Annotated in this window: 18 protein-coding genes; 11 read left to right on the plus strand and 7 right to left on the minus strand. The window is 70.2% G+C overall.

The features are described 5' to 3' along the window. Nucleotides 1-146 precede the first annotated feature (146 nt). The gene (locus AC0VYD_RS08585) at nt 147-809 is read right to left on the minus strand and encodes a DUF3043 domain-containing protein (RefSeq protein WP_475479382.1); all 663 of its coding nucleotides are present in this window, start codon (nt 807-809) and stop codon (nt 147-149) included. A gap of 96 nt (nt 810-905) precedes the next feature. On the opposite strand from AC0VYD_RS08585, the gene AC0VYD_RS08590 reads away from it, so the two are divergent. The 7 genes from AC0VYD_RS08590 (at nt 906) to rpsD (ending at nt 6,605) form a co-directional block, all read left to right on the plus strand. Continuing rightward, nucleotides 906-1,676 (plus strand): PspA/IM30 family protein, encoded by a 771-nt coding sequence (locus tag AC0VYD_RS08590; protein ID WP_191273445.1) that lies wholly within the window; start codon nt 906-908, stop codon nt 1,674-1,676. After that, nucleotides 1,673-1,951 carry a PspA-associated protein PspAA gene (gene pspAA, locus AC0VYD_RS08595; RefSeq protein ID WP_473040620.1) on the plus strand — a complete coding sequence of 93 codons (279 nt, stop codon included), beginning with the start codon at nt 1,673-1,675 and terminating at the stop codon, nt 1,949-1,951. Before AC0VYD_RS08590 ends, pspAA begins: the two co-directional genes overlap by 4 nt. Before the next feature lie 282 nt (nt 1,952-2,233). Continuing rightward, nucleotides 2,234-3,160, plus strand: a complete 927-nt coding sequence (htpX, locus tag AC0VYD_RS08600) for a zinc metalloprotease HtpX (protein ID WP_475479383.1) — start codon at nt 2,234-2,236, stop codon at nt 3,158-3,160. Nucleotides 3,161-3,213: 53 nt separating this feature from the next. Then, nucleotides 3,214-3,813 (plus strand): PspA-associated protein PspAB, encoded by a 600-nt coding sequence (gene pspAB / locus AC0VYD_RS08605; protein ID WP_475479384.1) that lies wholly within the window; start codon nt 3,214-3,216, stop codon nt 3,811-3,813. 332 nt (nt 3,814-4,145) lie between these two features. Beyond that, complete coding sequence (locus AC0VYD_RS08610; protein ID WP_191273453.1) at nt 4,146-4,496, plus strand: HesB/IscA family protein; 351 nt, start codon at nt 4,146-4,148, stop codon at nt 4,494-4,496. Nucleotides 4,497-4,739: 243 nt separating this feature from the next. Further along, nucleotides 4,740-5,711: a carbohydrate kinase family protein gene (locus AC0VYD_RS08615; RefSeq protein ID WP_475479385.1), complete on the plus strand. Its 972-nt coding sequence runs from the start codon at nt 4,740-4,742 to the stop codon at nt 5,709-5,711. A 282-nt stretch (nt 5,712-5,993) separates the two neighbouring features. Next, a complete protein-coding gene (gene rpsD, locus AC0VYD_RS08620; RefSeq protein ID WP_452545992.1) occupies nt 5,994-6,605 on the plus strand; it encodes a 30S ribosomal protein S4 in 612 nt (203 codons plus the stop codon). A 237-nt stretch (nt 6,606-6,842) separates the two neighbouring features. Here the strand turns inward: rpsD and AC0VYD_RS08625 are convergent, their stop codons facing one another. Next, entirely contained in the window at nt 6,843-7,091 is a 249-nt protein-coding gene (locus AC0VYD_RS08625; protein ID WP_452545994.1) for a sulfurtransferase TusA family protein, read from the minus strand. A gap of 401 nt (nt 7,092-7,492) precedes the next feature. Between AC0VYD_RS08625 and ctaC the strand changes: the two genes are divergently transcribed. The 4 genes from ctaC to AC0VYD_RS08645 all read left to right on the plus strand — a co-directional run bounded on the left by ctaC (nt 7,493) and on the right by AC0VYD_RS08645 (nt 12,087). Further along, nucleotides 7,493-8,437, plus strand: coding sequence for an aa3-type cytochrome oxidase subunit II (gene ctaC, locus AC0VYD_RS08630; RefSeq protein ID WP_444544295.1), 945 nt, complete (start codon nt 7,493-7,495; stop codon nt 8,435-8,437). Then, entirely contained in the window at nt 8,438-10,108 is a 1,671-nt protein-coding gene (gene ctaD, locus AC0VYD_RS08635) for an aa3-type cytochrome oxidase subunit I (RefSeq protein WP_191273464.1), read from the plus strand. After that, nucleotides 10,105-10,530: an aa3-type cytochrome oxidase subunit IV gene (locus tag AC0VYD_RS08640; RefSeq protein ID WP_473040615.1), complete on the plus strand. Its 426-nt coding sequence runs from the start codon at nt 10,105-10,107 to the stop codon at nt 10,528-10,530. The genes ctaD and AC0VYD_RS08640 overlap by 4 nt, the downstream gene beginning before the upstream one ends. Before the next feature lie 249 nt (nt 10,531-10,779). Continuing rightward, complete coding sequence (locus tag AC0VYD_RS08645) at nt 10,780-12,087, plus strand: L,D-transpeptidase (protein ID WP_475479386.1); 1,308 nt, start codon at nt 10,780-10,782, stop codon at nt 12,085-12,087. Here AC0VYD_RS08645 and AC0VYD_RS08650 read toward each other — a convergent pair. The 5 genes from AC0VYD_RS08650 to AC0VYD_RS08670 form a co-directional block, all read right to left on the minus strand. Beyond that, nucleotides 12,084-13,229, minus strand: a complete 1,146-nt coding sequence (locus AC0VYD_RS08650; RefSeq protein WP_475479387.1) for a glycosyltransferase family 4 protein — start codon at nt 13,227-13,229, stop codon at nt 12,084-12,086. The genes AC0VYD_RS08645 and AC0VYD_RS08650 overlap by 4 nt on opposite strands. Nucleotides 13,230-13,278: 49 nt before the next feature. Continuing rightward, nucleotides 13,279-14,301, minus strand: a complete 1,023-nt coding sequence (locus AC0VYD_RS08655; RefSeq protein WP_475479388.1) for a C40 family peptidase — start codon at nt 14,299-14,301, stop codon at nt 13,279-13,281. A 343-nt stretch (nt 14,302-14,644) separates the two neighbouring features. Then, nucleotides 14,645-15,637 (minus strand): C40 family peptidase, encoded by a 993-nt coding sequence (locus tag AC0VYD_RS08660; protein WP_475479389.1) that lies wholly within the window; start codon nt 15,635-15,637, stop codon nt 14,645-14,647. Nucleotides 15,638-16,018: 381 nt separating this feature from the next. Then, nucleotides 16,019-17,413, minus strand: a complete 1,395-nt coding sequence (locus AC0VYD_RS08665) for an NYN domain-containing protein (RefSeq protein ID WP_475479390.1) — start codon at nt 17,411-17,413, stop codon at nt 16,019-16,021. Next, nucleotides 17,410-17,691: a hypothetical protein gene (locus AC0VYD_RS08670; RefSeq protein ID WP_473040609.1), complete on the minus strand. Its 282-nt coding sequence runs from the start codon at nt 17,689-17,691 to the stop codon at nt 17,410-17,412. Before AC0VYD_RS08670 ends, AC0VYD_RS08665 begins: the two co-directional genes overlap by 4 nt. Nucleotides 17,692-17,724: the final 33 nt, after the last annotated feature.

Below are 17,724 nucleotides of genomic sequence, written 5' to 3' on the forward strand. Positions count from 1 at the left end.
GGGGGAGCGGGATGGCGGAGAGCGCCCGCGGTCTTTTTTGGGAACGCTCCCATCAGGGGTGGAAGTGAAGGGCCGGTGCGGACACCGGCCCTGCTCACTCACGTCGGACGGGATGGGGATGACGGGGATACGGACGGGCGGGCCGTTCAGCGCGTGCTGCTCGGAGCGGGGTCCTCGCCGACCTTGACGCGGGGTTTGGGCAGGCGCAGGCGCCGGAACTGGAGCTGGCGCATCGCGGCGTACAGGCCGATGCCCTTGATTCCGGAGTCGTCGGGGAAGTACTCGGCGGCACGCCGCTTCACCGTGCGGCCGACCAACAGGCCCTCCGCGATGAGCGTGACCATCATCAGCGGCCACAGGACGTAGGCCACACCCACCTGGAAGGCGGGGTTGTTGATGAACAGCAGCGCGATGATCAGGATCGAGAACGGCAGGAAGAACTCACTGGCGCTGCGGCGCGAGTCGATGAAGTCGCGGGCGAAGGCGCGGGCCCTGCCCATGTCCTGCTGGCGGAAGTACTTCTCGTCGCCCTTGGGGGCGCCGGAACGCTGCGCGCCCTTGCCGCGTTGACGTTCAAGACGGTCCCGGTAGGCGCGGTATGCCTCCTTACGGGTCTCGGGAGCCTTCACCGGTCGGCGCGGGGTGCTTTCGGATTCCCTGCGCTTGGGGGTGGGCACACCCTTCTTCGGGGTGTATCCCTTAGGTTGGGTGGACTCAGTGGCCTCAGGGCTGGCGGATTCGGCAGAGTTCGAATCCGGGGCTGCGGAAGCGGAGCGACGTCGGAACACACCCTCAGGGTAGCCGGTCATAGCTTTATGGCGACCGCGGGCCAGACCGCGTAGGGTTGGGCAAAGCGCCCGCTGGGAACAGCCGATGTACGCACCGAGAAGGGGACGGCCACGCCAATGAGCGTGTTTCAGCGACTTTCGATGATCTTCAAGTCCAAGGCCAACAAGGCCCTGGACTCTGTCGAGGACCCCAGGGAAACCCTCGACTACTCGTACCAGAAACAGCTCGAACTCCTGCAGAAGGTCCGTCGCGGTGTCGCCGACGTTGCGACCTCCCGCAAGCGGGTCGAGCTCCAGATCCAGCAGCTCGAACAGCAGTCCGGCAAGCTGGAGAACCAGAGCCGGGCCGCCCTGACCCAGGGCCGTGAGGACCTCGCCCGCGAGGCCCTCACCCGCCGGTCCGGGCTGACCAGCCAGATCGAGGGCCTGCGCGAGCAGCACGCCAACCTCCAGGGCGAGGAGCAGAAGCTCACGATGGCCGCCCAGCGCCTGCAGTCGAAGGTGGACGCCTTCCGCACGCGCAAGGAGACCATCAAGGCGACCTACACCGCCGCCCAGGCCCAGACGCAGATCAGCGAGGCCTTCTCCGGCATCTCCGAGGAGATGGGCGACGTGGGCATGGCCGTGCAGCGCGCGGAGGACAAGACCGCCGACATGCAGGCCCGGGCCGGCGCGGTGGACGAGCTCCTCGCCTCCGGCGCGCTGGACGACGTCACGGGCACCGGCCCCAGGGACGACATCCAGAACGAACTCGACCAGATGGCGAGCACGTCCGGTGTCGACGCCGAACTCGAGCGGATGAAGCTCGAACTGGGCGGCGGCAGCAGCGGCGCTCCCCAGCAGATCGAGGGTGGCAACGGCTCGGCCGGGAACAGGGAGGGCGCATGATCGTCCGCATCATGGGCGAGGGTCAGATGGACCTGACCGACGCCGACATCGACCTGCTCAACGACTTCGACTCCGCCCTGGAGGCGGCGATCGAGTCGGGTGACGAGGCCGAGTTCCGCAAGGCCCTGCACGACCTCCTGGAGAAGGTGCGCCAGGACAGCAAGCCGCTGCCGCCCGACTCCCTGGAGCCCTCGCAGTTCATCCTCCCGCCCGCCGACGCCACCATGGCCGAGGTGCGCGAGATGCTGCAGGACGACGGACTCATCCCGGGCTAGGGGCGTGTCCGCCGAGGACCCGCCACCACCGTCCGGGCGGGTCCCCAGGACAGGCGACCCCGTCGGCCGTTCCGCCCCGGCCCGGGTCGCACTCGGTGTCCCCACAGGCCTTGTTTCCACCGCGGCCGCCGTGACCACGTCACGGCGGCCGCGGTGCGTCCGGCGGGCGGGCCCCGCGGGACGGCTGGGAGAACGCGTCGCAGGAACACGCGGCGTCCCGCTTTAACCCGTTTCTCACCTGCGCGAACTACACTCCGAACCATCCAGAGGGAAGGAATCGGCGTGGCAGGTTCGAAGTTCCGTCCGGACCGGGGGCTGACGGCCCGGATGGTCATGACCATGGTCCTGCTGTTCCTGGTCTATGTCGCCTTCGTGTTCGGGCTGGTCCTCGCCGGACTCAACATCTGGCTGGTGCTGGTCCTGGTCGCGGCCTTCGCGCTGTTCTCCTACTTCTCCTCCGACCGGATCGCCATGTTCGCCATGGGGGCCAAGGAGGTCACCCCCCAACAGGCCCCCGACCTGCACGCCATGGTCGACCGCCTGTGCGCCATGGCCGACATGGCCAAACCGCGCGTGGGGATCGCCGACACCGACGTGCCCAACGCCTTCGCCACCGGCCACAGCGAGAAGTCCGCGGTCATCTGTGTGACCACCGGGCTGATGCGCCGCCTGGACGGACCGGAGCTGGAGGCGGTCGTCGCGCACGAGCTCTCCCACATCGCCCACCGCGACGTCATGGTCATGACCATCGCCGGGTTCCTCGGCATCGTCGCGGGTTTCCTCACCCAGGCCGGGCTGCGCTTCGCCATGTTCGCCGGCGCCAGCGGCGGGCGCAGCAACAACAACGGGCCCGCCCCGGCGGTCGTCGCACTCCTGGTCGTCGTGGTCAGCGCCCTCGCCTGGGTCCTCAGCTTCCTGCTCACCCGGGCCCTGTCCCGCTACCGCGAGCTCGCCGCGGACCGGGCCGCCGCCTACCTGACCGGCCGCCCGTCCGTGCTGGGCAGCGCCCTGTCCAAGATCACCGGTGACATGGCGCGCATCCCCACCCGGGACCTGCGCCAGGCCGAGCCGTTCAACGCCTTCTTCTTCGCCCCGGCCTTCGCGAGGAAGGGCTTCAGCATGAACCAGCTGATCGCCACCCACCCGCCGGTCGAGCAGCGTCTGGCCCAGCTCTCCGACATCTCCCGCCAGCTCGGACGCGGAGCCTGAGCCCCGCCGCCCCGGGCCCCGCCACCGAACCACCCACGAGGGGAACCCACCACATGAGTTTCTGGCGCGCCCTGCTCGGCCGTTCCAAACCGGTCAAGCCCGACCTCGACGCGCTCTTCGGCCTGCCCTCGGCCGCCCTCACCCTGCGGGCCGGAGCGGGCCTGACCCCGACCGGGACCGGGTCGGTGGCCTTCCGCGCCTCCGAGGGCGCCGCCTTCGCGGACGTCGAGCGCGACGTGACCGAGCTGCTCAACACCGGTGACGGACCCCCGGTCGAGCAGACCGACGACGACTACGGCTACACCTGGCTGGTCCTGCGCGCCGGGGGAGGGGAGCCCGGCGGCGGGGAGCTGGTGGACACCGACATCACCGGCCTGGTCACCGACCTGCACGCGGTCAACTCGACCCTGGAGGCCAACGGTTACGGCCCCTCCCTGCTGTGTTCCCTCGTGGGGTTCACCGACGGCGGGGGCCGCTCGGTGGGCCTGGTCTACCTGTACAAGCGGGGCACCTTCTACCCGTTCGCGCCCCTGGGCGGACAGCGCCGCGACAACGCGCTGGAGCTCCAGGTCGAGTCGGCGGTCTCCGGCGACCTGCCGATGGAGGAGGACCGGTCCCGCTGGTTCCCGGTCTACGGGGCGCCCGGCCTCTGACCGGGCCGGGGCAGGGGCCGCCGAGCCCCGCCGAGCTGGTCGGACCGTCCCGTGCCAGCCGCGCGGTCCGCATCCGGACCCGCGGAAGATGGCATCCGGGGCCGGGACAAATTACCCTTGGACCCACGGGCACACCCGTGCGCCGCCACGACCGCACGGACACCGTGTGACCGCGGCGGCAGGGCGAACACAGCGGCCACACGGCGGAATGCCACACGGGCTCCCGGCGTTGGGACCCGTTGAAGAGGACTGGACCCGCCCAGGCGGGCCGATCCGGTAAGCGACCGGGGTCGCCAGACGGCCGCAACCCCTTTCAAGAGGAGCTTTACAACATGACGGTTCAGAGCGAGGCCACCACGCAGGGAGTCATCCTCACCGACGGCGCGGCCGACAAGGTTCGGGCGCTCCTTGACCAGGAGGGCCGGGACGACCTGCGCCTGCGTGTGGGCGTCCAGCCCGGTGGTTGCTCGGGGCTGCGTTACCAGCTCTACTTCGACGAGCGCGACCTGGACGGTGACGTCATCGCCGACTTCGACGGCGTCGAGGTCGTCACCGACCGCCGCAGCTCCGCCTACCTCATCGGCGCGACCATCGACTTCGTGGACACGATCGAGAAGCAGGGGTTCACCATCGACAACCCCAACGCCACCGGCTCCTGCGCCTGCGGTGACTCCTTCAACTAGGAGCATCCGGGCGCCCCGGCGCATCAGCGGGGCGTGACCGGACCCGGCGGGGCCGGGGACGGTGCCGGGGGGAGGTCGGACGCGTTCGAGCGTCCGCCCTCCCCCTCGTCGTGCCCGTCCGCCTGAAGGCGTGTCGACCTGGATACCCTGTGCAGGTCCGAACGGGCCGCCCCCGGCGTGCCCGAACCAGCTCGCTCAGCTCGTCCCCGAGCGAAACCTTCCCTACCAAGGAGCCCACGTCCCGTGCGTATCGCGGTTGCCGGATCCATCGCCACCGACCACCTGATGACCTTCGAGGGTCGGTTCGCCGAGCAGATCATCCCCGAGCAGATCCAGCAGTTGTCCCTCTCCTTCCTCATCGACGAGCTGGACGTGCGCCGCGGCGGCGTCGCGGCCAACATCTGTTTCGGCATGGGCGGGTTCGGCCTCAACCCGGTTCTGGTCGGCGCCGCCGGGGCCGACTTCGAGGAGTACCGCTCCTGGCTCGACCGCCACGGGGTCGACACCTCCGCGGTGCACATCTCCGAGCTGCGGCACACCGCCCGGTTCGTCTGCACCACGGACAAGGACCAGAACCAGATCGCCTCCTTCTACGCCGGTGCCATGGCCGAGGCCCGCAACATCGAGCTCCAGCCGATCGCCGACCGCGTCGGCGGTCTCGACCTCGTCCTGATCGGCGCCGACGACCCGGCGGCCATGGTCCGCCACAGCGAGGAGTGCCGTACCCGCTCCATCCTCTTCGCCGCGGACCCCTCCCAGCAGCTCGCCCGGATGGAGGGGCCGCAGGTGCGCACGCTCATCGAGGGCGCCGCGTTCCTGTTCACCAACGAGTACGAGAAGGCCCTGGCCGAGCAGAAGACCGGCTGGTCCGACGCCGAGATCCTCGCCAAGGTCGGCACCCGGGTCACCACGCTCGGCGCCAAGGGCGCCCGTATCGACCGGCAGGGCGAACCGAGCATCCACGTGCCCTCCGCCGCCGTCGACCAGCTCGTCGACCCCACCGGTATGGGCGACGCCTTCCGCGCCGGGTTCCTGGCGGCCCACTCCTGGGGCCTGCCCCTGGAGCGCGCCGCCCAGGTCGGCAACGCCACCGCCGTCCACTGCCTGGAGGCCGACGGCCCGCAGGAGTACGTGCTCACCGGTGCCTCCCTGCTGGAGCGCCTGGAGCGCTCCTACGGAGCCGGGGCCGCCGAGGAGGTCCGCCCCTTCGTCTGAACCGCGCCGCCTGCGGCCGGAAAACGCGCGTTCTGGTCGGGGTGGTGTCCACAAGCCCGTAAAGTGGATGGTCGTGACCCGCACGGGACCCCCGTGCTCCCCCGGTGCGTTGAAACGCGTGCCGGGTCATTCGCCCAAGCCGTTCGCGCCGGGTCACGCGCGACGGTGGGGAACCCGCTTCCGACCCGCACCGCGGGACCCGGGGCTCGGGCGCCAGGAGCGCCTCCCAGATCTAGGCCAGCCTTACCTGGGATTCCCTGATTCACCCTGAAAGGACTCTGCATGCGCTACACCGGACCGAAGGTGCGGTTGTCCCGGCGCGCCGGCACCCCGCTGACCCGTAAGGCGGTCAGCTACTTCGAGAAGCGCCCGTACCCGCCCGGCGAGCACGGCCGCCGCGTCCGTCGCAACAGCTCTGACTTCGCCGTCCGTCAGGCGGAGAAGCAGAAGGTGCGCTGGTACTACGACCTGACCGAGAAGCAGCTTCTCAGGATCTACGAGAACTCCAAGAAGCGTTCCGGCCGTACCGGTGAGGAGATGCTCGCCGAGCTGGAGCTGCGTCTGGCCACGGTCGTCCTGCGCGCCGGTCTGGCCGCGTCGATCTACGCCGCGCGCCAGTTCATCAACCACGGCCACATCACCGTGGACGGCAAGAAGGTCGACATCCCGTCGTACCAGGTCAAGCCGGGCCAGATCATCAGCGTTCGGGAGAAGTCCCGCTCGATGGTCCCGTTCGTCGAGGCCGCCGAGGGCATCCACGCCGACGACAAGATCGCCGGCTTCCTCGCCGTGAGCCACAAGGACCTGCGCATCGCGGTCATCGACCGCCCCAAGCGTGAGCAGATCCCGGTTCCCTTCGACGAGCAGCTCGTCGTCGAGTTCTACGCCCGCTAGGGACCTCCCGCAGTCGCGGGCCCACCCTCCTCCAGGGCGGACCCGCAGCGCGGGAAAGGCCGCGCGGACCACGTGTCCGCGCGGCCTTCGCCTTGCCCGGCGCCCCCACCGCGCGCCGGACGGGGGCGCGGACGCGCCGTGCCGCCTCCGAAAAACGGGCTGGCGCGAATCGTTATCGCAACGGAACCGGAACCTCCGACCCGGTTCCGGGGCCCTCGCGGGGCCCTCGCGGGGCGGTCAGTACATCCGGCGGATGTGAAACGCGCTACCCCGCGCCAACGGCTGCTCGACGACGAACTCGTGCATCTTCATCCGGCACCAGGCAGGTATGTCCGCGCTCGCCGCGGGATCGTCCGCGGTGACCGCGATGACCGCTCCGATGGGCACTTCGTGCAGTCGGGCGGCGAGCATGATGATCGGGATCGGGCACTTGCGGCCCAGCGCCTCCACGGTGACCAGAGGCCGCGGTCGTTCGGGCACGTCCACCCCTTTCGGTTGTCGTCCTGTGGCCCAATCTTGATCCGGGCCGCGCAAAAAGGCGCACCCGGTTAAGGGTGTCGTAAACCCAGCGATACGCTCGCCTTAGTCTCGCGCCGTGAACGCGTACACCACCGCCGCGGGCGGCGATGTACACGATCGCGGCCGAGGGCTCGGGGGAACGCCGGGCCGCGCCTCGTAGCCAGCCGGGAGGAAGTCCCTCGGGGGCGACCTGGCCCGGCTCCGCGAGACCACCGGGCGTTCCGGGGGGCGTGTCTGGCAACACGCTGACCAGGCAAGCCCATGAACGGCACGCTGGGCGGTTCGCGATAATGTTTCCCCCTGACAAGCTTTGGATACTTAGGCCGCCCGTGGAGGATCCACGGGCTTCACCGCTGGGAAGGCAATCCGTGAGTCCGACCCGCCAAGAAAATCGGCGCTCAACTCTGCGCCGATGGGCACCACGCGGCGCCGCGCTCGCCGTGCTGGGGCTGGCCGCGACCGGCTGCGCGTCGAACGAGCTCACTCGTTTGGGCATGCCGGAGCCGATCACCGAGCAGGCCGAGCGTGTTCTCTCGCTCTGGCAGGGCTCGTGGTTGGCGGCTTTCGCGGTCGGCATTCTCGTGTGGGGACTGTTCATCTGGACGATCCTCTTCCACCGCAAGCGCTCTGAGCAGCTGCCGCCGCAGGTGCGGTACAACATGCCCATCGAAGCGCTGTACACCGTCCTGCCGATCGTCATCATCTCGGTGCTCTTCTTCTTCACCGCGCGAGACCAGGCCTACCTGCTCGACACCGAAGAGCCCGCGGACGTCCATGTAGAGGTCGTGGCCTTCCAATGGGCCTGGCAGTTCAACTACATGGACGACACCAAGGAGAACGGCGGGGAGGTGCTCTTCTCCGAGACCGGTGTCCCCAACCCGGACGGCACCGCCAACCGCGACACCCAGACCACCCTGGTGCTCCCCGAGGACGCCGTCGTCCACTTCGACCTCCACTCGCCCGACGTCATCCACTCGTTCTGGATTCCGGCGTTCGGCTTCAAGATGGACGTCGTTCCGGGCCGTGACAACGCCTTCCAGGCGAACATCAACGAGGGCACCGCGGGCGACTACGTCGGACGCTGCGCCGAGCTGTGCGGTGTGGACCACACCCGCATGCTCTTCAACGTCGAGGTTCTCCCGCAGGACGAGTACGACGCCTGGGCCGCCGAGCAGGAGGCCGAGGCGTCCGAGGCCGAGCAGGCCGAGGGGCCCGGCGCCGAGACCGACCTCGCCGAGGGCACGGGTGCCGACGGCACTGACGCTGAGGGCACGGGCGCCGAGGCGACCGAGTCCGAGGAGAATGACGAGTAAATGGCAACCGAACCCCACGACGGGCAGACACCGTCACGCAAAGGGTCGATCATCGTCAACTGGATGACGTCGACCGACCACAAGGTCATCGGGTACATGTACCTGATCACCTCCTTCGCCTTCTTCCTCCTGGGCGGCGTGCTGGCGCTCATGATGCGTCTGGAGCTGTTCCTGCCGGGCATGCAGGTCATGTCCAACGAGCAGTTCAACCAGATGTTCACGATGCACGGCACGATCATGCTGCTGATGTTCGCGACCCCGCTGTTCGTCGGGTTCTCGAACATCCTCATGCCGCTGCAGATCGGCGCCCCGGACGTGGCCTTCCCCAGGATCAACCTGTTCGGCTACTACCTGTACCTGTTCGGCAGCCTCATCGCCGTCGGCGGGTTCCTGACCCCGGGCGGCGCGGCCAGCTTCGGCTGGTTCGCCTACACGCCGCTGTCGGACGCGGTCCGCTCGCCGGGCCTGGGCGGCGACCTGTGGATCCTGGGCCTGGCCGTGTCCGGTCTGGGCACCATCCTGGGCGCGGTCAACTTCATCACCACCGGCCTGTGCATGCGCGCGCCCGGCATGACGATGTTCCGGATGCCGATCTTCACCTGGAACACCCTGCTCACCAGCGTCCTGGTGCTCATCGCGTTCCCGGTGCTGACCGCGGCCCTGATCGCCCTGGGCGCGGACCGGATGATCGGTACCCAGGTCTTCAACGCCGAACACGGCGGCGCCATCCTCTGGCAGCACCTGTTCTGGTTCTTCGGGCACCCGGAGGTCTACATCATCGCGCTGCCGTTCTTCGGTATCGCGACCGAGATCCTCCCGGTGTTCAGCCGCAAGCCCATCTTCGGCTACAAGAGCCTGGTGGCGGCCACCATCGCCATCGCCGGCCTGTCCGTGACCGTGTGGGCCCACCACATGTTCCCGACCGGCGCCGTGCTGCTGCCGTTCTTCTCGTTCATGACGTTCCTCATCGCGGTTCCCACCGGGGTGAAGTTCTTCAACTGGATCGGGACGATGTGGCGCGGCCAGCTCACCTTCGAGACGCCGATGCTCTTCACGGTCGGCTTCCTGGTCACCTTCCTCTTCGGTGGTCTGACCGGTGTGCTGCTGGCCTCTCCGCCCATCGACTTCCACGTCACCGACTCCTACTTCGTGGTGGCGCACTTCCACTACGTGGTCTTCGGCACCGTGGTGTTCGCGATGTTCGCAGGCTTCTACTTCTGGTGGCCCAAGTTCACCGGCAGGATGCTCAACGAGAAGCTGGGCAAGTTCCACTTCTGGCTGCTGTTCCTGGGTTTCCACGGCACCTTCCTGGTGCAGCACTGGCTGGGCGCGATGGGCTTCCCGCGCCGTTACGCGGACTACCTGCCCGGTGACGGGTTCACCGAGCTGAACCAGATCTCCTCGGTGTCCTCGTTCGTGCTCGCGGCCTCGACGCTCATCTTCTTCTGGAACGTGTACATCACCGCGAAGAGGGCGCCGCTGGTGACCGTGGACGACCCGTGGGGCTACGGCTGCTCCCTGGAGTGGGCGACCTCCTGCCCGCCGCCGCGGCACAACTTCACGTCGCTGCCGCGGATCCGGTCCGAGCGTCCGGCCTTCGACCTCAACCACCCGCACGCCGCGGCCCCAGGCGCGACCGATCCCGAGAGGAACAGGGTGAGCATGCCATGAAGATGCAGGCCTATCTGTTCATGGGCATCTCGACCTTCTTCGGTCTTGCTGCTGCCCTGTACATCTACTGGTCCATCCAGGACACCGGCCAGATCGAGTGGGCTGGTACCACCGCCCTGGTCGTGGCCATCGGCTTCGGCTGGATGGTCGGCTTCTGGCTCTGGCAGGCGGCCCGCCGCAGCGAGCACTTCCACGGGCTCCCGCCCGAGGAGCGCCTCGACGGTGAGATCGCCGAGAACTCCGGCGAGTACGGCTTCTTCAGCCCGCACAGCTGGTGGCCGATGTTCGTCGCGCTGGCGGTCGCCTTCACGGCGGTCGGCGTCGCGATCGGCTGGTGGATGGTCATCACCGGCTTCTTCGCGATCATCCTCACCGCGATCGGCTGGATCTTCGAGTACTACCGCAAGGAGTTCCAGCACTGACGTGCGCACCCCACGTGGCGATTACTCTTTGAGAGGGATTGGCTACTCAGGGTAGGATGCGAGAGTCACCGCCCCGGTGGCCGGACGGTCGTCCCAGGACGGCCCCCGGGCACCGGGGCGCTCTTTTCCGGTGACCTCCGCGGCCTCTTCCCGGGCCGCGGTGCATTCAGGCCCCGACGGCGTCACACCGGCGCGCACCCGCTCCGCACACGCCCGGGCCCGTCGAGACAGACGCTGGAGGTCCTTGGTGTGAAGCGACGAATCTCCCACCCGCGACCGGCCGTGACGGCCGCCGCCGCTCTCGTGTTCCTCACGGCGGCCTGTACCTCCCCGGGCGGGCCCGAACCCGAGGGCACCGCGGTCCCGGGGGAGGACTCCGCGGGGCCGGAGGTGGAGATCACCCCCGAGCCCGGAGCCACCGCGGTCCCGCCCAACAGCCCGGTCCGGGTGAGGGCCGCGGACGGAACCGTCACCGACGTCCGGATCGAACAGGCCACCCCGGACGAGATCGCCTCGGGCGGTTCCGAGGACCCGGAGGAGGGCGGGAGCGCCTTCGAGGTGACCGGCACCCTCAACGAGGGCGGCGACACCTGGGTGAGCGACTGGAACCTGCGGCCCGGGGCCGCGGTCACCGTCACCGCCACCGCCGCGGACGCCTCGGGTGAGGAGACCGAGGTCGTCTCGGAGTTCACCACCCTGGAGGCCACGCCCGGGCAGCGCCTCGAACTGGCCGCCAACTTTCCCAACAGCGGTGACGTCGTCGGGGTGGGCATGCCGGTCGTCGTCACCTTCGACCTGCCCGTCACGAACAGGGAGCAGGTGGAGAACTCCATCGAGGTCACGGCCGAACAGGAGACGGAGGGCGCCTGGAACTGGATCACCGACGAGACGGCGGTCTTCCGGCCCAAGGAGTACTGGGATCCCTACCAGGAGGTCGCCGTCGACCTGCGCCTGTCCGGAGTGGAGGCCGCGGACGGCGTCTACGGCGTCGAGGACCACCGGATCGAGTTCGAGGTCGGCCGCGAACTGGTCTCCACCATGCACGTGCCCGACCACGAGATGAACGTGGCGATCGACGGCGAGAACGTCCGCACCATCCCGGTCAGCAACGGTGCGGCCCAGGAGCGGTTCAACACCACCACCTCCGGGATCCACCTCACCATGGAGAAGTACCGGACGCTGGTCATGGACTCCGCGACCGTGGGCATCCCCGAGGGCTCGCCCGGCTACTACCGGTTGGACGTGGACTGGGCGGTCCGCACCTCCAACAGCGGCGAGTTCACCCACGCCGCCCCCTGGAACGGCAGGATCGGCAGCGCCAACACCTCCAACGGCTGCACCAACATGTCCGTGGAGGACGCACGCTGGTTCCACGACCAGTCGCTGATGGGGGACGTCCTGGAGACCACCGGAACCGACCGGCAGCTGGAGTGGGACAACGGCTGGGGCTACTACCAGCGCTCCTGGGAGGAGTGGCTCTCCCACAGCGCGACCGGCCGCCCCCAGAGCACCGACGGCTCCGGCACTCCGGGCTCCGTGCACGGGGAAGGCCTCTAGGGAGCCGTCCCCGCGCCCCCCAGAAGGCCGTCGAGGCGTTCGAGGGTGCGGTCCCAGGTCCATTCCCCGGACACCCACTCCCGGCCGTGTGCGCCCATCTGGGCGGCGCGGCCGGGGTCCTTCAGGAGCCGGATGAGCGCGCGGGCGGTCGGCCCGGGAACCGAACCGTCGACCACGTGCCCCGTCCGGTCCTCCAGCACGGCGTCCGGGGCGCCCCCCGAGGCCCCGGCGACCACCGGGAGCCCGGTGGCGGAGGCCTCCAGGTAGACCATGCCCAGGCCCTCGACGTCCAGGCCGCTCCGCCTGGTCCGGCAGGGCATCGCGAAGACGTCGCCCGCGTCGTAGTGCGCGGGCAGCTCGTCGGCGGGGACCGGGCCGGTGAACCGTACGGAGTCCGTGCCCCGTGCCGCCGAGCGGAGCCGGGGGGCGTAGGGACCGTCGCCGACGAACAGCAGGACGGCGTCCGGGACCTCGGCCAGTACCCGGGGCCAGGCCCGGATCAGGGTGTCCTGGCCCTTGCGGGGCACCATGCGGGACACGCACACGACCACGGGCCGCCTGCCCAGTCCGAGGCGCTGGCGGACCTCGTCCCCGCCGACCCCGGGACGGAAGCGTTCGGTGTCCACACCGGGGGCCAGGCGCCGCATCCGGGACGCGGCCGCGGGGGAGAGCGAGCGGGTCAGCCGTCGCCGGGTGTACTCGCCCAGGTAGGTGACGGTGTCGACGCTCTGCCCGATGCGCCTGAGTACCGAACTCCCCCCGGGAACCACGGTCCAGCCGGTCTCGTGCCCGTGGGTGAGCGCCACCTGGCGCCGTACCAGCGGACGCAGGCCGGCGGCGAGCAGGCCCAGGGGAGCGGCGGCCCCGTAGAGCACCGAGTCGCACCCCTCCAGTTCGGCGATGGCCCGGGCCCGGCGGGCCACGCTGGGCGTGGGCAGCAGCACCCTGGCCGCGTCCCGTACGACGGGGAACGGCTGGCGCAGGTCGAAGTGCGGGTCGGCGGTCCGGTCCGCGTCCTCGGGGGAGGAGCAGTAGACCAGCACCGACCCCTCGGGGCGGCGCCGGGCCAGCTCGTGCACGAAGGACTCGATGCCGCCCGCGCGCGGAGGGAAGTCGTTGGTGATGATGAGGGTTCGTGACACCCCAGGATTCTAGGGCCCTGGGGCGCGGACGTCCGGGAGCGGCGCGGGCCTAGGGGCGCACGGCGGCGACGAAGTTGGAGCGGTAGTAGTCGCTCAGCTGGACCGTGCCGATCGGTCGGGAGGACGTGGAGGCGTGGACCATCACGCCGTCGCCGGCGTACAGGCCCACGTGGCTCGGGCTGGAACCGTAGAAGAAGAGCAGGTCACCGGGCTGCTTGTTCTCCCAGGACACCCGCTGGCCCGCGTTGACCTGGTCGTAGGTGGTGCGCGGCAGGTTCACGCCGACCTGGGCCCAGGCGGCCTGGGTGAGGCCCGAGCAGTCGTAGCCGTTCGGGCCGGTGCCGCCCCAGACGTAGGGCTTGCCGACCTGGGCGTAGGCGAAGTTCAGCACGGTCTGGGCGTTGCCCGAGGCCGGTCCGGTGTAGGTGGCTCCCCCGCCCCCGCCGCCACCGCCGCTGTCGGTGCTGACGTTCTCGGTGGCCGCCGCCTGCTCCTCGGCGGTCAGGTCGGCGAGGATCTCCTCCTGCTCGGCGATGGCCTCCTCGGAGTCCTCGGTGGCGGTCTCCGCCTCCTCCAGCGCCTCCGCGGCCGACGACTCGGTCTCCTCCGCCTCGGCGCGCAGGCTCTCCAGGTGTTCCAGCTCCTCCACGTACTGGGAGAGGCTCTCCTGGTGCTGTTCCGAGAGGTAGGCCAGGTCGGCCTGGTGCTCCAGGGCCTCCTCGGGGCCGGTGGCGCCGATCAGCTGGGTGGGGGAGGTCAGGTCCACGCCGGTGTAGGCGGTGTTGGCCAGGGTGCGCACACCACCGCTGAGTTCCTCGACCCGTTCCTCGGCGGTCTCGATGTCCCCGAGGACGCTCTCCAGCTTCTCCTCGGCCGCCTCGTAGGTCTCCTTGGCCTCGTTGTAGGTCGCGTTGAGTTCGATGAACTCCTCTTCGAGGCCCTCGATCTCCTCGCGGACCTCGTCGGCCGTCGGCTCGGCGTGGGCCACGGCGGCGGGGAGGAGGAGGGCGCCGAGGGCGAAGGAGGCGATGACCGCGGTCTGGCGCCGGCGGTCGCCACGGGATGCAGACACAGGGAAACACCTTTCTCCCCCTGTTCCAGACCTGGGGGAACAAGGGACTGCACCGGGTGGGGCCCTGGGGCCGGAGTGGGTGGCCGAAACGGTGTGGGGGTGTGCCCGACCCGGTCGCGGCTGTCACCACCGGGGGGGTGGTGAAGAGGAGCAACCACGCTCGGCGATGAACACTAGTGCATCTCTTGGGGCGCTCTCAACTGTTTCGTGACGTTCCAGCGCAAGACGTGGACTGTCCGAAATACGCTTCCTCGGCCCGGCGCGCCCTCCGGACCCCTGCCCCGCACGTGAGGCCGCCACCCCGGATCGGGACGGCGGCCTCACGGACAGGTGGCCCTACGGCCTAAACGCGCACCGCGAACTCGAACTGGCCGGCCCAGTAGGCGGCCAGGTCGACGACCTCGATGTTGCGGCCGCTGCTCGGGGCGTGCACCATCTGGCCGTTGCCGGCGTAGAGGCCGTTGTGGCCCTGGCCGGAGAAGAACATGATGTCGCCCGGCTGGAGCGAGCCGTAGTCGTTGATCCGCGTGCCCATGCCGGCCTGCGAGTAGGTGGTGCGCGGCAGGTTGACGCCGGCGTGGCGCCAGGAGGCCTGGACCAGGCCGGAGCAGTCGTAGCCGTTCGGGCCGGTGCCGCCCCACACGTAGGGCAGCCCCACCTTGGAGATGGCGAAGTCCAGCGCGGCCCCGGCGTTGCCGCTGCCCGCGTGGGTCTGGCCGGCGCTGTCGTCGGCGCCCTCCGCCGAGGGGTCGGAGTCGGGGAACTGGGCCAGGAGGTCCTGCTGCTCCTCGATGGCCGCCTCGACCTCCTCCTTGGCCTCCTCGGCCTCGTCCTTGGACTCCTCCGCGTCCTCCAGGGCCTTCTCCGCCTCGTCCTTGAGCGCGAACAGGCGCTCGGAGGACTCGCCGAAGTCGTCGAGCTGGCTCTGCTGGCTCTCCGACAGGTAGTTCAGGTCGGCGTTCTGCTCGAGCAGCGTCTCGGGGCCGTCGGAGGTCAGCACGTTGGCGGTGGAGTTGAGGTCACCGCCCTGGTAGGTGGCGTTGGCGAACTGCTGGACCTGTTCCCGCAGCTCGTCGTAGCGCTCCTGCTCGCCGCCGACCTGCTCGTCGAGTTCGTCGTAGGCGGCCTTGGCGGCGTCGTAGTCCTCCTCGGCCTGGTTGTACTCCTCGACCGCGGTGGAGGCCTCCTGGTTCAGCTCCTCGATGCGGTCCTCGACCTCGTCCTGGGTCGGCTCCGCGTGTGCGACACCAGGGGCGATGAAGGTACCGGCGGCGACCACGCCGAGACCGGTCGTAGCGATTCGGCGAGCCGTACGCCGACCACCGGGGTTCTTCATGGCGGTCCACGCTCCTTGGAATTGGGAAGTCCGCATGGGGTATTCGGGAGACGGAGAGTCGGGGGTCCCGTACGCGGGCACGGGCCTCGTGTGAGTGTGCGGGCCTGTCGCCGGTGAGGAGAGGGCACAGGGGCGGCCTTCTATCCGACGAAGCACTCACGCTCCGGGAAGAACCTAGCGGACCGGCCCGTGCCTCTCAACCACGGCGCGGAACGGACTTCGCCCGTAACGGCGGCTCCGGTCGCCCCGGTCCGGGCGTTCGGGCAGTGGAACGGGGGTGCGCCGGGCCAGGCCGGCACCCGCGCGCGGGTTCGCTCCCAGCCGGGGCGTCCGCACCCGGGGCCGGTCCGGGTACGGGCGCCCCGGCTGCGGGAACCCGGTTCAACCGTGCGAGTCCAGGCGGCGCAGGAAGATCGGGGAGGGCACCGCGCGCGCACCCGCCCGCCGTACCGCCGTCACGATCTCCTTGTCGGAGGTCACCACGGCGATCGGCCGACCGGGAGGCTCGGCCCGCACGAGGCGGACGATCAGCTCGTCCGCGGTCTCACCGGGGGCGCTGAACAGCAGACGGACCCGGCGGCTGGGCACCACCGGAGGGGCCTCCACGTCCGCCCCGTCGAACACGCAGGTGATCTCCGCCTTGGTGCGGCTGGCGAGCCCCTCCAACGAGGTGAGCAACCGGTTGCGCTGGTCGGCCAGGGGCAGGGTCCCGTACCCGGTCTTGGTGACGTTGTAGCCGTCGACCAGCAGGTGTACCCGGGGGACCGTCAGCAGGTGCTCCAGCAGCCCCGGGTCGTCGTCTGGCAGACCGCCCAGCGACACCCGGCGCTGCTCCTCCTGCGCCTCGGCGAGCAGGTCGGCCGGGCTGTCCAGCGCGGTGGGCAGCGCCAGTTCACGCCGCAGACCGTGCGAGGCGTCCACCAGGACGTCCAACAGCACGCGCAGGCGCGCCTCGTCGGCGTTGCGGCCGGTGCGCACCGCCCGGCGGGCGTTCTCCACCTGGGCCTCGGCGTCCGCGAGCCGGGACCGCAGCCGGCGGTTCTCCACCTCCAGCGCGCTGACCTGGCTCTCGCTCTCGTGGCGCCGGTCGGCGGTCTCGGCCAGGGCCCGGTCCGCCTCGGCGGTGGCCCTCCTCGCGCGCTGCCGCTCGGTGTGCACCTTGCGGCGCAACTCGGCGATCTCCGCGCGCTGGTCGCCGATCTGCCCGCGGAGCCGCTCCAGCTCCGCCTGGTGCCCGCGCTGGGCCTCCTCCAGGCGTCTGCGAACGTCCTCGAGGGCCTCCGCGGCCTCGTCCACCTCCTTGGCGCTGGTCTGCCGGTCCAGCTCGGCGTGGACGTCCTCGATGATCCCGGGCCAGCCCCGGGGCCGCAGCAGGTAGGCGCTGGCGGCCACCGCCACCGGGTCGGCCGCGGGCGGGACCACCCCGGCGCGCATGCCCTCGGCGAGTTCGGGCCACACCTGCTCCACCCGGGCGGCGACCATCCCCCGGAAACCGGCGTCGTTCTCCAACTGGGCGGCGATCTGCGGACCGGCCAGCCTGGCCCGGCGGCGCGGTTCGAACCTGGCGACCCTGCGCAGCAGCGGGGGGAGGTCGGACGGACGCATTCCGCCGAGCACGTCGGAGCCGTACTCGACCACCCGGGCACGCACCGCCTCTGGCAGGGGGCGCCGGAGCAGCTCCCCGCCGTCCTCACCGTCCGTGGTCCCGGCCGCGCCGTTCCCGTCGTCCGGGTCGGCGCCGTCGGCCTCGCCGCCCGCCTCCGGGCGGGCGCTCATGACCGACCCGTCGGGCTCTCCGACGAGGAGCCGGAGACCGGGCTGTCGGCGTCGGGACGGGGGACGATCTCCACGCTGTCGGTGGCGCCGCACCACCGGCACCTGACCCGCTCGACCGTTTCGGAGAGCACGGTGCGCTCCTCGACCTCGCCGGCACCGGACAACTCCTGGTGTACGAAGTCCTGGGAGCGCACGGTCCGGGTCACGTCGAACCGCGTGAGATTGCCGCACCCGGTGCATCGCCAACGCTCACTGTCACCCGGCATCGCGATCCCCACGGTTCCTCCTTGCGTCGTGCTCCTCGCGGGGCG

The organism is Nocardiopsis sp. iso_40, assembly GCF_056173285.1.